This window comes from Sporosarcina ureae, from assembly GCF_029267015.1.
Taxonomy (GTDB): domain Bacteria; phylum Bacillota; class Bacilli; order Bacillales_A; family Planococcaceae; genus Sporosarcina; species Sporosarcina ureae_D.
On sequence record NZ_JARIEA010000035.1, the window covers coordinates 73,470 to 88,710 of the forward strand.

At 40.8% G+C, this 15,241-nt stretch carries 11 protein-coding genes, 1 rRNA gene and 1 other annotated feature; of the genes, 3 read left to right on the forward strand and 9 right to left on the reverse strand.

What is annotated here, in order from left to right:
* Position 1: 1 nt before the first annotated feature.
* Together Q7P97_RS05415 and Q7P97_RS05420 are read right to left on the reverse strand one after the other, a co-directional pair.
* Positions 2-1,588, reverse strand: a complete 1,587-nt coding sequence (locus Q7P97_RS05415; protein WP_303967624.1) for a 2-isopropylmalate synthase — start codon at positions 1,586-1,588, stop codon at positions 2-4.
* Positions 1,589-1,647: 59 nt separating this feature from the next.
* Positions 1,648-1,886, reverse strand: a binding site (T-box leader).
* A 238-nt stretch (positions 1,887-2,124) separates the two neighbouring features.
* On the reverse strand, positions 2,125-3,015 hold the full coding sequence (locus tag Q7P97_RS05420; RefSeq protein ID WP_303967627.1) for a stalk domain-containing protein: 891 nt from the start codon (positions 3,013-3,015) through the stop codon (positions 2,125-2,127).
* Positions 3,016-3,540: 525 nt separating this feature from the next.
* Here Q7P97_RS05420 and ahpC point away from each other — a divergent pair.
* From ahpC to Q7P97_RS05435, 3 genes are all read left to right on the forward strand, one after another.
* The gene (gene ahpC / locus Q7P97_RS05425; protein ID WP_303967629.1) at positions 3,541-4,110 is read left to right on the forward strand and encodes an alkyl hydroperoxide reductase subunit C; all 570 of its coding nucleotides are present in this window, start codon (positions 3,541-3,543) and stop codon (positions 4,108-4,110) included.
* Positions 4,111-4,170: 60 nt separating this feature from the next.
* Complete coding sequence (gene ahpF / locus Q7P97_RS05430) at positions 4,171-5,700, forward strand: alkyl hydroperoxide reductase subunit F (RefSeq protein ID WP_303967657.1); 1,530 nt, start codon at positions 4,171-4,173, stop codon at positions 5,698-5,700.
* 534 nt (positions 5,701-6,234) lie between these two features.
* Positions 6,235-8,373, forward strand: coding sequence for a type IA DNA topoisomerase (locus Q7P97_RS05435; protein ID WP_303967632.1), 2,139 nt, complete (start codon positions 6,235-6,237; stop codon positions 8,371-8,373).
* 103 nt (positions 8,374-8,476) lie between these two features.
* On the opposite strand, the gene cls is transcribed toward Q7P97_RS05435, so the two are convergent.
* The 7 genes from cls to rrf all read right to left on the reverse strand — a co-directional run bounded on the left by cls (position 8,477) and on the right by rrf (position 15,233).
* Positions 8,477-9,931, reverse strand: coding sequence for a cardiolipin synthase (gene cls / locus Q7P97_RS05440; RefSeq protein ID WP_303967659.1), 1,455 nt, complete (start codon positions 9,929-9,931; stop codon positions 8,477-8,479).
* Between the two features lie 413 nt (positions 9,932-10,344).
* Positions 10,345-11,001, reverse strand: coding sequence for a hypothetical protein (locus Q7P97_RS05445; protein ID WP_303967633.1), 657 nt, complete (start codon positions 10,999-11,001; stop codon positions 10,345-10,347).
* A 154-nt stretch (positions 11,002-11,155) separates the two neighbouring features.
* Positions 11,156-11,560 carry a hypothetical protein gene (locus Q7P97_RS05450; RefSeq protein ID WP_303967635.1) on the reverse strand — a complete coding sequence of 135 codons (405 nt, stop codon included), beginning with the start codon at positions 11,558-11,560 and terminating at the stop codon, positions 11,156-11,158.
* A 74-nt stretch (positions 11,561-11,634) separates the two neighbouring features.
* Positions 11,635-13,014 carry a sensor histidine kinase gene (locus tag Q7P97_RS05455; RefSeq protein WP_303967639.1) on the reverse strand — a complete coding sequence of 460 codons (1,380 nt, stop codon included), beginning with the start codon at positions 13,012-13,014 and terminating at the stop codon, positions 11,635-11,637.
* Complete coding sequence (locus Q7P97_RS05460; RefSeq protein WP_303967641.1) at positions 13,011-13,682, reverse strand: response regulator transcription factor; 672 nt, start codon at positions 13,680-13,682, stop codon at positions 13,011-13,013. Before Q7P97_RS05460 ends, Q7P97_RS05455 begins: the two co-directional genes overlap by 4 nt.
* Positions 13,679-14,485 carry a YihY/virulence factor BrkB family protein gene (locus Q7P97_RS05465; protein WP_303967644.1) on the reverse strand — a complete coding sequence of 269 codons (807 nt, stop codon included), beginning with the start codon at positions 14,483-14,485 and terminating at the stop codon, positions 13,679-13,681. The genes Q7P97_RS05460 and Q7P97_RS05465 overlap by 4 nt, the downstream gene beginning before the upstream one ends.
* Before the next feature lie 632 nt (positions 14,486-15,117).
* A 5S ribosomal RNA gene (gene rrf / locus Q7P97_RS05470) occupies positions 15,118-15,233 on the reverse strand.
* Positions 15,234-15,241 lie beyond the last annotated feature (8 nt).

Genomic DNA, 15,241 nt, shown 5'->3' on the forward strand with positions numbered 1-15,241 from the left:
ATTAAATACTTACAATAGGCGTTTTCACAGTCGTTTCTTTTATTCCAGCTACAATGACACTATTAATCGCGTTTATATAAGCTAGTGCACTCGCTTTCAAAATATCCGTGTCTGCTGCTTTTGCGACATAGTTTTCTCCTTCATGCGAAATAGTGATTTTCACTTTTCCTAGCGCATCTTTGCCCCTTGAAACACTGCTAATATCGTATCCAATCAATTTCACTTGGATATTCGTAATTTCTGCAATGGCGGAATATAGCGCATCAATCGGGCCTGTTCCAACAGCACTCGATTTAAAGACTTCTTCACCTTTGCGAATCTTCACGCTCGCTGATGGGAAACTTGAGTTACTGACAACTTGCAGATCTTCAAATTCAAAGAAATGATCACTGTAATTTGTTACATTGTGTTGATCATGTTTTTCGTAATAATTTTCTACAATGATATACAAATCATGATCATATACTTCCTTTTTCATATCTGCCAACAGTAAGAATCCTTCAAAGATCCCTTCGAATTCTTCAGGTTTCATATGGGTAAACCCAAGCTTTTCAAGTGCATTTTTCACCGCGTGGCGTCCTGACCGCGCTGTTAAAATCAGTTCCATATCATCTAGCCCTACGTCTTCTGGATGGACAATTTCATACGCATCACGGGATTTCAATAAGCCGTCCTGATGTATTCCGGATGAATGAGCAAAAGCATTGTCTCCTGTAATGGCCTTATTCACTTGCACATCCAATCCCATGAAGCTAGATACTAGACGTGATGTATTCATAATCTCTTTTGTGTTGATTTGCGTATTGACATTATAAACGGAGCTTCTTGTTTTCAACGCCATTACTACTTCTTCAAGTGCCGCATTTCCTGCTCGTTCTCCAATTCCATTAATTGTACACTCTACTTTATCTGCACCGTTCTTCACCGCCGCTAAAGTATTGGCAGTCGCCATGCCCAAGTCGTTATGACAGTGGACACTTAATAGTACATCTGGATTCAAGTTTTTCATGCGATCATTTAATTTATAAATTAACGCCCCAAATTCTTCCGGCTCCGCAAAGCCCACTGTATCAGGTACGTTGATCATCGTTGCACCTGCTTTCATGACGGATTCAATTGTATGCCACAAGTACTCAAATTCTGAGCGTGAAGCATCTTCTGTTGAATACTGTACTTGAGGCATTAATGTTTTTGCATACTTTACTGCATCGACGCCTATTTGAAGGATCTGATCTTTTGATTTATTGAACTTTTTCTCCACATGAATATCTGAAGTACCCAGCACCATATGAATCATCGGATTTTCTGCATACTTTACTGCGTTATATACTGAATCGATGTCTGCTTGGACTGCGCGTGCCAATGCAGTGATCATGATATCGTTTGTATTGCCTACCCTCTCTGCGACAGCTTTCACCGCATCGAAATCACCTTGAGACGAAGCAGGAAATCCGGCTTCGATAATATCGACACCAAGCTTTTTGAGTTGTTGCGCAATCTCCACTTTTTCATATAAATTCAATTTAGCCCCTGGCACCTGTTCTCCATCACGTAATGTCGTATCAAACACCCAAATTTTTCTACTCATCTCTATGCACTCCCTTTTTATAAAAAATGATAACAAAAAACCCCGCCTCTATATCGAAATATAGAGACGAGGTTATACTCGCGGTACCACTCTAATTGATCTGCCTATGAGACAAATCCACTTATCGACAGCCATCACTGTCTATCCCATTAACGGAGGAAACCGACATCCCTTACTGTAAAACTTTCGGGGAGTGACTCATGGATGAGTTCAAAATGCGCGCCTACTGATTTCCACCAACCATCAGCTCTCTACAAAGACACAAGACATTTCTACTAGTTCCATTCTTAGTCTGCAATCTACTATTGAACGTTATATTACATATCCCTGAGATCTTTGTCAATAGATTTAAAGAAATTATTTATATTTTCTGTCAAAACCTTTATTCTAATGCTTCATCAAATAGCTAGGATGTATAGGCGGCATGATGAAAACTAGGAAAGCCAAATATCTTTGTTTAGAAATTTAGTAACTCCGTGTACATAGCGAAACAGGCAGAAGCCCGTGGGCATCTGCCTGTTCATTATACTATTTATTCACTTCATCATTTCTTCTATAAGCGCTAGTGGGACATACGTTTTATTCGGTTCGAGAAGCTCCGGCGCTTCTTCAAACTTCATCAATGATTTATTATAGCCGTATTCCTTCTGACCACGAGTAATCGTGTAAGATGGTGCACCCTTTGATACTATGGCACCAACACCCGTAGAGTCTACTACATATCCAAGTTTTTCGGCAATCAAACGTAGGGGAACCATTTTCACACCGTCGACCATATACTGATCATTTTCGATCATCTGCTCAACTGTAACATCCTCATCTACTGCTTCTATCTTATCAAGCAAAACAACTTTTTCTGGTGAAGTCTGCGCAGGAATACTTCTTGTTGTCACTTTATAGAATACTAGCAAGTCGTTCCCCTTTAAATCATCCGCCTTCACTGGATCACCTGAAGCACTTGAAATATCTGAACTTTCATCAATATTTAGTTTCAATTTCAAGTATGGATCGACCAATTCATCGTCAAATATTCCAACTACCGCCGTGCTCGCTTCATCCTTTTCCACAATGACTACATCCGGTGTATACTGCGGAGGAAAAATCAGGACCATTGGTTTATTCGAATCCGTATACGCAGATACGCTATCCCCTTTTTTCAGTTTGGACTTTTTTCCGGTATTATCGTAAATGAGCGTCTTCTCATTCACAGCCAATACGAATTGTTCTTCTTTTCCTTTAAGTGTATAAAGAGTTAAGCCATCATTTTTCTCAACACCTTCAATTGTTCCTTCCACTTTAATAAAAGCTTTTACATCTGATGTCACTTCTGTCTTCACATCCTCTTTCGCAAAAGACATTTCAGGCACCGCTACACTTCCTACAAGCAATGCAGACAGCGCAAACGGGATAATTTTATTCAATTTCATGAAAGACACGCTCCTTTATATATGTTCTACTTAGTAGTCGTATAAAACATGAAAAGGTTACAACGTTTAGAAAAGCATTTGATCTAATTGCTTCTTTAGTACGCTCTTTTTTTAGTTCCTCTACTACCTTCTAAACAATTTCCCTCCATAAGATCCGACCTAATTAACTAGCGACAATCAGATTAATACTGAATGTTTTCAATGAACTTGTAAAACAAGAGTCAATCGAGAAAATATTTTTTAATTGATAATATAGCAGCTACATCCAAGGATACAAACTTCCCTTTTTAATAACAATATAGATAGATCATAATAGTAAAACCTTTCAACATACACAATAAATATCAATCATATCCACTCTTCAAAGTGTAACTGTTGACAAACAATTACACTTATACGATAATGATTATGTAATTAGAATTATTATAGTTAGTTGATGGCAATTAACTTTTATAGTGAATGCGGTTTAGATTTTAGCAATATGGCCAAAACTAGCTATAAATATCATTTAGGAGGAATTTATTTATGTCACAAATTGGTAAAACAGTAGAATCATTTAAAGCTTCAGCTTACAATGCAGGTAGCGGAGAGTTTATCGACGTTACGGATGAAAACTTGAAAGGTCAATGGAGCGTTGTTTGCTTCTACCCAGCTGACTTTACTTTCGTTTGTCCAACTGAACTAGAAGACCTTCAAAATCAATACGCAACACTAAAAGAACTTGGCGTAGAAGTGTACTCTGTTTCAACAGATACACACTTTACACATAAAGCATGGCATGATCACTCAGAAGCAATCAGCAACATTAGATATATTATGATTGGTGACCCATCACAAAAAATCTCACGTAACTTTGATGTGTTAGATGAAGAAGCTGGTCTTGCTCAACGCGGTACGTTCATTATTGACCCAGATGGTGTTGTACAAGCAGCAGAAATCAATGCTGACGGCATCGGTCGTGACGCAAGCACACTTGTAGGTAAAGTAAAAGCAGCTCAATATGTTCGTAACAATCCAGGCGAAGTTTGCCCGGCAAAATGGGAAGAAGGCAGCAAAACACTTAAACCAAGCCTAGACCTTGTAGGAAAAATTTAATTAAACAGCGGGGGCGTCCCCGCTTTTTTTAAAAGATAAAAATATTGAGGAGTATGATTAATCTTGTTAGAACCAGATATCAAAGCACAATTAGCTCAATACCTCGAAATGATGGAAAATGACGTGCTTCTGAAAGTTAGCACGGGGTCTGATCAAGTTTCTAATGACATGAACGGTTTAATGAATGAATTAGAAATGATGTCATCCCACATTAAAGTAGAGAAAACTGAGTTGGAAAGAACACCTAGTTTTAGTATAAACCGTATCGGAGAAGATACTGGCATCACTTTTGCAGGTGTCCCACTTGGACATGAATTTACTTCATTAGTTCTTGCTTTATTACAAGTAAGTGGACGTGCTCCAAAAGTAGATCAAAAGCTTATGGATCAAATAAAAAAAGTTGAAGGTAACTACCATTTTGAATCGTATATTAGTTTGAGTTGTCAAAACTGCCCTGAAGTTGTCCAAGCTCTCAACATTATGAGTGTCCTAAACCCTAACATAACCCATACGATGGTTGATGGTGCGGCATTTAAAGAAGAAGTTGAAAGCAAAAAGATCATGGCTGTTCCAACGGTATTTTTAAACGGGGAAGAATTCTCAGGCGGTCGTATATCACTGGAAGAAATCCTTGGTAAAATGGGCAGTGCTCCAGACGCTTCGGAACTTGAAAATAAAGAGCCGTTTGATATGCTCGTCGTCGGTGGCGGTCCTGCAGGTGCAAGTGCTGCTATTTATGCGGCGCGTAAAGGGATTCGTACAGGCATTGTAGCGGATCGTTTTGGTGGTCAAATTTTGGACACGGCTACGATTGAAAACTTTATTAGTGTTCCTCGCACGGAAGGTCCAAAACTTGCCGCAAGTCTTGAAGAACACGTGAAAGAGTACAACGTAGACGTGATGAATTTACAGCGTGCGAAACGTCTGGAAAAGAAAGACCTAATTGAAATTGAGCTGGAAAGCGGTGCTGTTCTGAAGAGTAAATCCGTTATCCTTTCAACAGGTGCCCGTTGGCGCGATATAGGTGTACCTGGCGAAGCCGAATTCAGAAATAAAGGGGTCGCATACTGCCCACACTGTGATGGTCCATTGTTTGAGGGTAAAGATATTGCGGTCGTTGGCGGTGGAAACTCTGGAATTGAAGCAGCAATTGACCTTGCTGGTATTGTAAAGCATGTTACGGTTCTTGAGTTTGCTTCTGAGTTGAAAGCCGATTCTGTTTTACAAGATCGTCTTCATAGCCTTCCGAACGTCACTGTACTGAAAAATGTTCAAACGAAAGAAATTACTGGTACCGATAGTGTAAACGGAATTACGTACATTGACCGTGCCACAAATGAAGAACATCATATTGAATTAGCTGGCGTATTTATTCAAATTGGTCTCGTACCGAATACCGACTGGCTAGGTGACTCAGTTGAACGTAATAAGTTCGGCGAAATTATTGTCGATAAGCGCGGTGCAACAAACGTGCCTGGCGTATTTGCTGCAGGAGACTGCTCGGATAGCGCGCACAAACAAATCATTATTGCAATGGGATCAGGCGCCACTTCTGCTTTAAGTGCGTTTGATTATCTAGTTCGTAATTAATGGTTGGGTAGGATTTATTGGAGTCATGTACCAAAAGTAGGGTTGAATAAACGAATCAGACTCATGACTCGTTTGACCCTTTGACACTATCGTACGTACAAGCTCACATACTGTGATTAAAGAATTTGGGCGTACGAACGGGTACAATTCGGATCTATACATATATCCGAATTGTACCCGTTTTCTATCTGTTAAAGACCTACGGAGTATAGAACTAGCGGAACTCCCCCAGTAACCCTTGCGATCATTTACTTGAAAAAGACTTCCACGCTTCTCTTTCAAATAAATTAATTGGACACTACATCATGCGATAATCTGCACGTCTATTTTAGCTGCATTTTTTTGTAGAAATATATTCTGTACATTGTTTATTTCATATCGAAGTACTTATAGAGAGCACCAGGTTCCAAAATGTTTCTGAGTTCAATGAAAACTAGGCATACCATAACAATATACTTACAGACTAGCCCTCCGCCCCTGAATAAGCTATCATTATAGGATAACTAATCTTTGTATATCTGAAAGAGGTGCCCCATGAAACCAGTAATCCTAGCTGAAAAACCAAGCCAGGCAAAAGCGTATGCCGATGCTTTCACTTCTCGAAAACATGACGGCTATATGGAAATCAATCCGTGCCCGACATTTCCGGAAGGGGCTTTTTTGACGTGGGGTGTCGGGCATCTCGTGGAATTAAAAGAACCGCACACGTACAACCCGTCCTGGAAACGTTGGTCGCTTGGGAGCTTGCCCATCTTACCCGAGCGTTATGAGTTTCAGGTAGCCCAGGGGAAATATAAGCAGTTTCAGGTCGTGAAGAAATTGATTCGCGGAACGAATACTGTCATCAATGCCTGTGACGTGGACCGAGAAGGATCGAATATCTTCTATTCAATCTACTATATGACCGGTGCCCGCAATCAATTGATCCAGCGACTGTGGATTAACTCGCTGGAAGCAGATGAAGTGCGTAAAGGATTTGAAAATTTACGTGACAATAAGAAAGACCTGCAACTATACGAGGAAGCGAAAGCCCGTCAAATTAGCGATTGGTTAGTTGGAATGAATGGTTCTCGGTTATATACCCTTCTGCTAAAAGCAAAAGGAATGGAAGAAGTATTTCCGATTGGCCGGGTACAATCCCCAACGGTGTATTTAATTTACCAACGTCAACGCGAAATTGAAACATTCGTGTCTGAACCATTCTTTGAAGCGGAAGCCATTTTCACTGCGGAACACGGTACGTATAAAGGAAAAGCAAAACTCAAAGAACCAAAACGTGAATTAATTGCGGAAGCATTAAACAGCCGTAATATTACGAAGCGGACGCCTGGTGTAATTAGCGAGCTGACGAATACTGATAAACGAACACCGCCGCCACAGTTGCACTCTCTATCGACATTGCAAGCGACAGCCAACAGACGCTGGAAAGCAAGTCCCGCAACCGTGTTAAAAACGATGCAGACGCTCTACGAGAAAAAGCTAGTATCGTATCCAAGAACCGATACACGTCATATCACGCCCAGTGAATTCAACTACTTAGTTGAGGCGGTAGAAGATTACCAAAAGCTGATAGAGCATCCGTTTGAAGTAGCTTCACGTACACCCAAAAAACGCTATGTGGACAGTTCAAAAGTACAAGAACACTATGCGATTATCCCGACTAAAAAACTGCCGACTCCTGCTGCACTGACAAAGTTGTCACCACTCGAGCGCAATCTGTATGAAGAAGTTATACGGACTACACTCTCCATGTTCCATAGGGATTATCTCTATACTGAAACGAAAGTGATAACAGACGTCAACGGATTGCCATTCTTCACAACAGGTAAAACGGAGCGCGATAAAGGCTGGAAGGAACTTTTTGCTGCACCCACTAAAGCAAAAGATGCAGAAGAACCTACCCTACCGCCACTTGTGAAAGAAGAAACGGTTCAAAGTGAAATCGGTATAAAAGAAGGCGCGACACAACCTCCGAAACCGTATACGGAAGGTCAACTCATCGCTATGATGAAAACGTGCGGGAAATTAGTGGAAGATCAAAGTGAAACGGATATTTTGAAGGAAATTGAAGGACTCGGAACAGAAGCGACACGAAGTAGCATCATCGAGACTATCAAAAAACACGGATACATCGCTGTAAACAAGAATATCGTATCCATTACAGATAAAGGACGCGTACTCTGCCAGACGATCGAAGGCAGCCTGCTTGCCAGCCCTTCCATGACCGCAAAGTGGGAAACATACCTAAAGAAAATCGGCAATGGTGAAGGTACGGGGCAGCACTTCCTCGGTAGCGTAACAAAATTTATACAAAAACTGATTGAAGATGTACCTGTCCAATTAGAAAAACAAACGATTGATATCGTGCTCCCGCCACGTCCTTCTTCAGGAAGGAGCTCGTACACCCGAACTGAAGTTGCACCTTGTCCAAAATGCGGTAAAGGCATGATTATTGAACATCAAAAGTTTTTCGGCTGCAGTAACTATAAAAACGGCTGTAAACAAACCTTTCCAGGTCTGTTCCTGAAAAAGAAACTGACCGTACCACAAGTCAAATTGTTATGTACCAAAGGTAAGACTAACGTCATCAAAGGATTTACCTCCGCAGATGGCAATAAGTTCGATGCTTCACTGGAACTGAAAGAAGGAAAATTGAACTTGGTCTTTACATAACGTAAAAACTTAAAAAGGAAGCAGCCTCATGCTGCTTCCTTTTTATATAATCGTATGCACATCTACAATGATTAATTAATAGTGCATTACGCACTCCCAAACATTAGAGTATAGGCGACAACAAACGAGAAATCGATTGCTTAAACTTAATGAGCAATGATCGCTCTTCATAACGCTCTTTCGTCAGTTTCGAACTCAACTCGGTGTCTTGACGGAATAGGTCAGTTAATTGCGCCGCTACTTTCTCATCATAAACAATGGCAGTTACTTCGAAGTTCAAACGGAAACTACGTGAATCAATATTCATAGTACCTACTACTGCTACTTCCTCATCCACGACAATTGTCTTCGCATGTAGGAAACCATTTTCGTACAACAATATTTTCGCTCCATAATTAAGCAAATCACCGACATAAGACCAAGTAGCCCAGTAAACAAACGGATGATCCGGCTTACATGGAATCATAATCCGCACATCCACACCGGATAATAATGCAATTTTACAGGCGTCCATAAAGCTATTATCCGGGATAAAATAGGGTGTCTGGATGTAGACAGTTTTTTTAGCCGACAATAATAACTTGATGTACATATTTTTCAGATGTTCTGTCTCGGAGTTCGGCCCACTTGAGACAATCTGTACTGGACTAGTGCCACTTTGTTTTTCAGTCTGGAATAAGTAGTCTCCCCAATCACCCGGCTCTTTCTTACCCGCTTGATGCCAATCGAGAATGAACTTTCCTTGAATGTGATTGACTGCCCCACCTGTCATCCTGAAATGTGTATCACGCCAATAGCCAAAATTCTTATTAAGACCTAAGTACTCATCCCCCACATTGAAACCACCAATATACGCAATTTCACCATCAATAATACAGAGCTTCCGATGATTTCTATTATTGACCCGGAAGTTCACTAGACGGAACATGGATGGAAAGAATACTTCCACATTTCCACCTGCTGCACGTAAATCATTATAGAATTTAGGTGGCGTCTTCTTAGATCCTACTTCATCGTACAGAAGTCGAACTTTAACTCCTTCTTTTGCCTTTTGAATTAGAAGATCACGCAGTTTAGTACCTAGGGAATCAGACTGAATAATATAGTACTGAATATTAATCTCTTTAGTCGCCAAACTGATATCTTCGAACAACGCAGCAAATTTCGCATGCCCATCATCAAAGATCTTTATATGATTATCCTTGGAAAGTAGTGCGTGAGAGGACTTTAAATTCATATGAATTAATTCCCTATGTTCTTTTAATAATGGATTATTTTCAAGTATGGCCAAATTTTCGGGTAGTAGTTGTTTATCCACTTCCGTTTTCTCAGCCTTTCTTTCTGCGGCTGAAAGATTATAGAAGTTTTTCTGTTTCAAACTGCGACCGAAAAACAGATAAATAAAGAATCCGGCAATAGGAATGAATACCAAGAGCATGATCCAAGCCCACGTGTTTCCAATATCTCTTCTTTCGATAAATAATACTGACGCTAGTAGCAGGATATTCAATATAGTTATAACAGATAAAATATTTGTTAGAATATTACCTAATTCCATACCGACCATCACGCCTCCAAACTCTAGCATTTCTTCCACCCCTTTCTATTAAAAGGTAGTCTTTAATATAGCATAGAGCCTACGCTATCGCAGTAATTTAAAATATACTATGTCTAGTATTTTAAATTGACTTCCTTATTACTATATTATCGAAAGGGTACGTATTGATACATACGAATAGCTACTTTTAATGTTATTAATTCTTTTCATAGCAAAAAGTCAGTCCTGTGGGAGACTGACTTTTCTTTATAAGCAAACTCATACTATATAATTTTTCAGCTTATATAGTATAGGTTTAGTAATTTCCCGGGAAATGTTGCTAGTTATTCCTTCAAATTATCAACTTACGTATCTCTTTATTTTAACGCTCTACTATTCCCCCTGCCTAGCAAGTTCCAAGTGTTACCCTATGACTAATCTTCATCTTCCATACTGCTAAAAAACTCTTCTTTAATACGTTTCCCATATGCTTGTCCACTCTCTCCACGCTGTCTTGGAAACTCTTGCATAACGAGTGGCAGAACTCTTTCCCATAGCACATTCATCACATAAATGTCCCTGTCGAAATAATAGTCTAGCTCATTCAATGTTAATTGAAGAGACTTCGCATACTTTCGTTTTTCAGCATCCCAAACCGTCGACACATTCTCTTTGATATACGCGTCTATTTCATCTTCCGTTACCGTAATTCCATATGCTTCTTCCGCAATTTCCAGTGCATCTTGATAATGATCCGTTTGCTTCTCCGCAATTCCTCTTAGAAATGGCGAAGAATGCTCCTCTCCTGTCAGGTTATTGTTTACGCGCAAACGAAACTCTGTCTTATTTGTTGAAAATGAGCTTTCAAGTTTGTTGTTATGAATACCAGATTGAATAGATGTCAGCTCTTCTACCATTTCAGGCATATCTTTTAACACCTTCTCAACCGATTGGTTCATCTGAGCATAATCAATTCCTATCGTTTCTATCTTCCGTTGTTCTGAACTTGCCGTCTGTTTGATCAACAACGTCCCGGCAATCAAGACAGTAAAACAAATCATAATGAGGTGAAACCGATTGCGAGCAGTCATGGCCATTCGCTCCTTCATTTGTTAGGTCATTCTAGTATGTCATAGGTGTCATGAATTATTTGTTGAATCTGCTGATTATGACTGAAAACTTTCCTCTATAATTCGACATTAAAAAACCCAAGGCCCGGAACGAACCGGAATCTTGGGTGATGATTTATTGACGCACAGCAGGTGATTTTTCAATCATAAACGTTACTACTACGAATAAAGCAAAACTTACTAATAGTACAGTACCGCCTACAATGTAAAGCACAAGAGCGAATACTTCATTGATATTAAACGGTTGAAGAAATTGTAACCACATGCCCGCGGTTAAACCAATTGCACCAATAATTCCCGTCCAACCTTGAAGTGTTAATAACTTTCTTGCACGTACACGGTAAATCTTGTAGAACACACCCCAAGAAAATACCGACAACCAACCTACTAATAAAATATGCGCATGAATTGGTCGAAACGCATAAGAACCTGCTCCCGCCATATGTGAACCTAAAACTGTACCTATCAAACCAAAAATCGCTGCAATACGGATTAATCGTATACTCCACTTTTCTTGCATACTATATTTCCTCCCGTCATCTTTCTACTACACTCATTATAACTCACCAAGATGAACGGAAGATGAACTTCTTGTTACAGCTTTGGCAAGTGTATGATAAATTCCGTACCTTCACCAAGCTCACTGACTACTTCCACACGCCCATCATGGAGACGCACGACTTGTTCAACAATCGACAACCCAAGACCCGTACCTTCTACCTCACGCGTTCTTGAGTGATCCGCACGATAGAAACGGTCAAATATTCGATTCTTTGTTTCTTCAGTCATACCAATGCCGGTATCTTTAATCGAGAAAGTGACCTCGTTTGACTGCTTGGTCAGCTGGATATCAATTGCCCCTCCCTTCGGTGAATACTTCAGGGCATTCGACAATAAGTTCTCCCATACTTTCTCTAGAAATGCAGGGTCTCCTTCAAAAGTGATGTCATCAACCTCAAGCATGATAGACATCTCTTTCTCTTGTAATAACCACTGGAATTTACGAACCGTTTCTTTCACTTGTTGATCTACGCGGTATTCTTTTTTTTGTAGCGGCGATATCAATTGATCAAGCGACGTAAGAAATAGCAGCTGCTTAGTCAATGTCGAAAGTCGTTCCGTTTCAGATTGAATGATTCCTGCATATCGTATGCGTTCATCTGTGGGCAACGCTTCATCCGATAATAAATCCGCGTAGCCTTTAATATTTAATAAAGGCGATTGGAAATCATGCGATACATCACTAATAAATGCTTTACGTATCTGATCATTCTCATTGAGACGATGAATCATCTGCTGAAAGCTCTTCGCAAGCTGTCCAATTTCATCACTTCGATCAATAGACAGTTCACTAGTAAATTCTTCTTCACCAACTTTTTTCGTTGCCTTAGTCAAGGCGACAATCGGCGCTATCAACTTACGCGCCACAACGAGCATCGATAGAATACTGATGATGGCCATGACGATAACCATACCACCAAGCAAATAGTGAATTTCTGTGAACAGCATCTTAATATCTGGTCGCAAGAACAATGCATATGTCTGTCCCCCATACGTAAAAGGCACTCCCACTGTATTGGCAGATTCATTGGAAAAGTATCCAGTCACAAATGTCTCCGCCTTTAAATCGCGCATACCGTGGTATACTTCGCCGGAGTAGACTTTCTGAATTGCTTCTTCTTCAAGATTATTATCACGGAACGCTTCGCCATAGATAGTGGGACTACTTGCCGGTGATATAACCAAAAGCTTATATCCCACATCGGCCAGCATATCAAAGTACGAGGATAGATCCATTCCATCATTTTCTTCAACAAATGACGCAATCCCCTCAGCCACTTTGACATTCTTCGTATCGTTTTGTGCTTTTAAATATCGATGATAATACGTATTCACTGAAAGAAAGGCTAGAATTGCACTTAGCATCATAATACCAACCGTTAACAGCAAAAACTTCCCGTACAGCGATTTCATTCAGAAACCTCAAGCTTATAGCCAACACCACGAATCGTAACGATCTTCACCTGATCTGTTAGCTTCTCCAACTTATCGCGCAACCGTTTAATATGCACACTCAATGTTTGCTCGTCCCCTTCATAATCAAAGCCCCACACGCGCTCTACTAGCACCTCGCGCGTGAACACTTGGCTATGACGGGATGCAAGCACCGATAGCAATTCAAACTCCTTCAACGGAAGCAGCAACGATTTTTTTCCAAGCACAACTTCATAACTCTTCCGATTAATCAGTAACGGTCCAACCTGAATCATCTGATCTACCGCTTTATCATAACGACGTAAAATGGCATGGATGCGGAACAATAATTCCTTCGGCTCAAACGGCTTTACTAAATAATCATCTGATCCAGCTAAAAAGCCGCGCTCCTTGTCTTCCATCTCACCCTTTGCAGTCAATAGCAACACAGGAATCTCTGTATCTTCACGGAGCCTCTTCGTCAGCTCATAGCCATCCATGCCAGGCATCATCACATCAACCACAGCTAAGTCGGGCCACTCTCTGTCGACTACTTCAAGTGCCTCCAGTCCATTCATCGCCTTTACAACGTTATATCCCGCCTGCCGCAAGTGAATGCTGACCAAATCCAAAATATGTATATCATCATCTACCACTAAAATCTTCATTTAGACCGCCCTTTCCTTCTCCACTCTGCATTCAATAGTCCTGAAAGAATAATAATCACTGCCGTTAAGTAAAACCATAACACAAGCATGATAATTCCTGCTAACTGTCCATACAGTCTAGAATAATCTACCCGTGATACATACTCACCAAATAACAATGAAACAAATTGCCAACCAAATGCTGAGAGTATTGCCCCCGGTAACGCTTCTTTCCACTTCATCTTTCCTGTTGGCATCAATTGATAAAATAACAAAAAGAACAAGAACAAGAAAAACGTACCGAGCCCCCATTTAATATTCGGCCAAATATATAACCAGCCTGCCCATGCATCCAGCACATCATAATACGCAATCACGGTATGTAAAAGCTTTTCAATCAAAGGCAAAAATAGCGACATCGGAACGATAAGCATGAATAGAATCGTTACACCTATATTACGGATTATATTCACCCACAATGGCTGCTGATAAAGCCTCCTGTTTGCTAAATCTAATGATCGGGCAAAGGATTGCACCGCGACAGACGTCGTCCACAACGCGGCCAACGCACTCAACACGAGCAACTTGCCATGACTTTTATAAAGCATAGACTGAACACTCTGCTCAATTAGCCGAAACGACTCCTCTGGCACGAACGGACGTAATAACGCTAAAATACTAGCCTCTTGCACAGGCAGAAATTGTACAATCGACAGCACTACAAGTAAAAAAGGCAACACGGAAAGCAACAAGTAATAAGCATTCTGAGCCGCCTGATCAAAAAAGCGTTCTTTAAAAAACCGCTTAATTATCGTTATAACCATAAAATCCCCTCCCCTGCTATCGTACGTCTCTTACTATCAATATACCCTAACTTTCCATAGACTATTAAGTTAAATGAATATTTGTAGGGGAAATAAATAGTGAGGGGATTTTTGTATTTGAGAGTACATGAGAGTGAGTTGCTGGTTGTGGAAGATAGATTGTCTGAATTATGGATAGGAAAGAGAGTAAGTAAACATGTAATGAGGGCTATGAGCGATGGTGTGGTGGGCCATAGAGCGTTGAGCGTGGCTGATAGAGCGGTGAGCACGGCAGATAGAGCGTCCGCGGCGAGGAATAGAGCACTCAGCGACGCCGATAGAGCGGTCAACGCAGTGGATAGAGCGCTTATGGGGAAAGATTGATAATCATAGTGGAAAATGAAGGCTATGAGCGGTCGTGGGGGACGATAGAGCGGTGAGCACGACAGATAGAGCGGCCGCGGCGAGGAATAGAGCACTCAGCGACGCCAATAGAGCGGTCAACGCAGCGGATAGAGCGCTCACGGAGAAAGGTTGATTATATCGGATAAAAAGGTAACGCAATAACTAAACGGGATCCTCTCTTCATTAATGTAATTAAATTCTCCCTGAAAACACAAAAAAGCCACTCCCCAAAGGGAATGGCTTCGCGTGCCTAGCAACGTCCTACTCTCACAGGGGGAAACCCCCAACTACCATCGGCGCTGAAGAGCTTAACTTCCGTGTTCGGTATGGGAACGGGTGTGACCTCTTCGCCATCGTTACTAGACTCTTTGA

Excerpts from the sequence above, each read along its gene's own strand:
- Q7P97_RS05415 (WP_303967624.1), bottom strand. The coding sequence starts at position 1,588 with ATGAGTAGAAAAATTTGGGTGTTTGATACGACATTACGTGATGGAGAA.
- Q7P97_RS05420 (WP_303967627.1), bottom strand. The coding sequence starts at position 3,015 with ATGAAATTGAATAAAATTATCCCGTTTGCGCTGTCTGCATTGCTTGTA.
- ahpC (WP_303967629.1), top strand. The coding sequence starts at position 3,541 with ATGTCACAAATTGGTAAAACAGTAGAATCATTTAAAGCTTCAGCTTAC.
- Q7P97_RS05435 (WP_303967632.1), top strand. The coding sequence starts at position 6,235 with ATGAAACCAGTAATCCTAGCTGAAAAACCAAGCCAGGCAAAAGCGTAT.
- cls (WP_303967659.1), bottom strand. The coding sequence starts at position 9,931 with ATGGAATTAGGTAATATTCTAACAAATATTTTATCTGTTATAACTATA.
- Q7P97_RS05445 (WP_303967633.1), bottom strand. The coding sequence starts at position 11,001 with ATGACTGCTCGCAATCGGTTTCACCTCATTATGATTTGTTTTACTGTC.
- Q7P97_RS05450 (WP_303967635.1), bottom strand. The coding sequence starts at position 11,560 with ATGCAAGAAAAGTGGAGTATACGATTAATCCGTATTGCAGCGATTTTT.
- Q7P97_RS05455 (WP_303967639.1), bottom strand. The coding sequence starts at position 13,014 with ATGAAATCGCTGTACGGGAAGTTTTTGCTGTTAACGGTTGGTATTATG.
- Q7P97_RS05460 (WP_303967641.1), bottom strand. The coding sequence starts at position 13,682 with ATGAAGATTTTAGTGGTAGATGATGATATACATATTTTGGATTTGGTC.
- Q7P97_RS05465 (WP_303967644.1), bottom strand. The coding sequence starts at position 14,485 with ATGGTTATAACGATAATTAAGCGGTTTTTTAAAGAACGCTTTTTTGAT.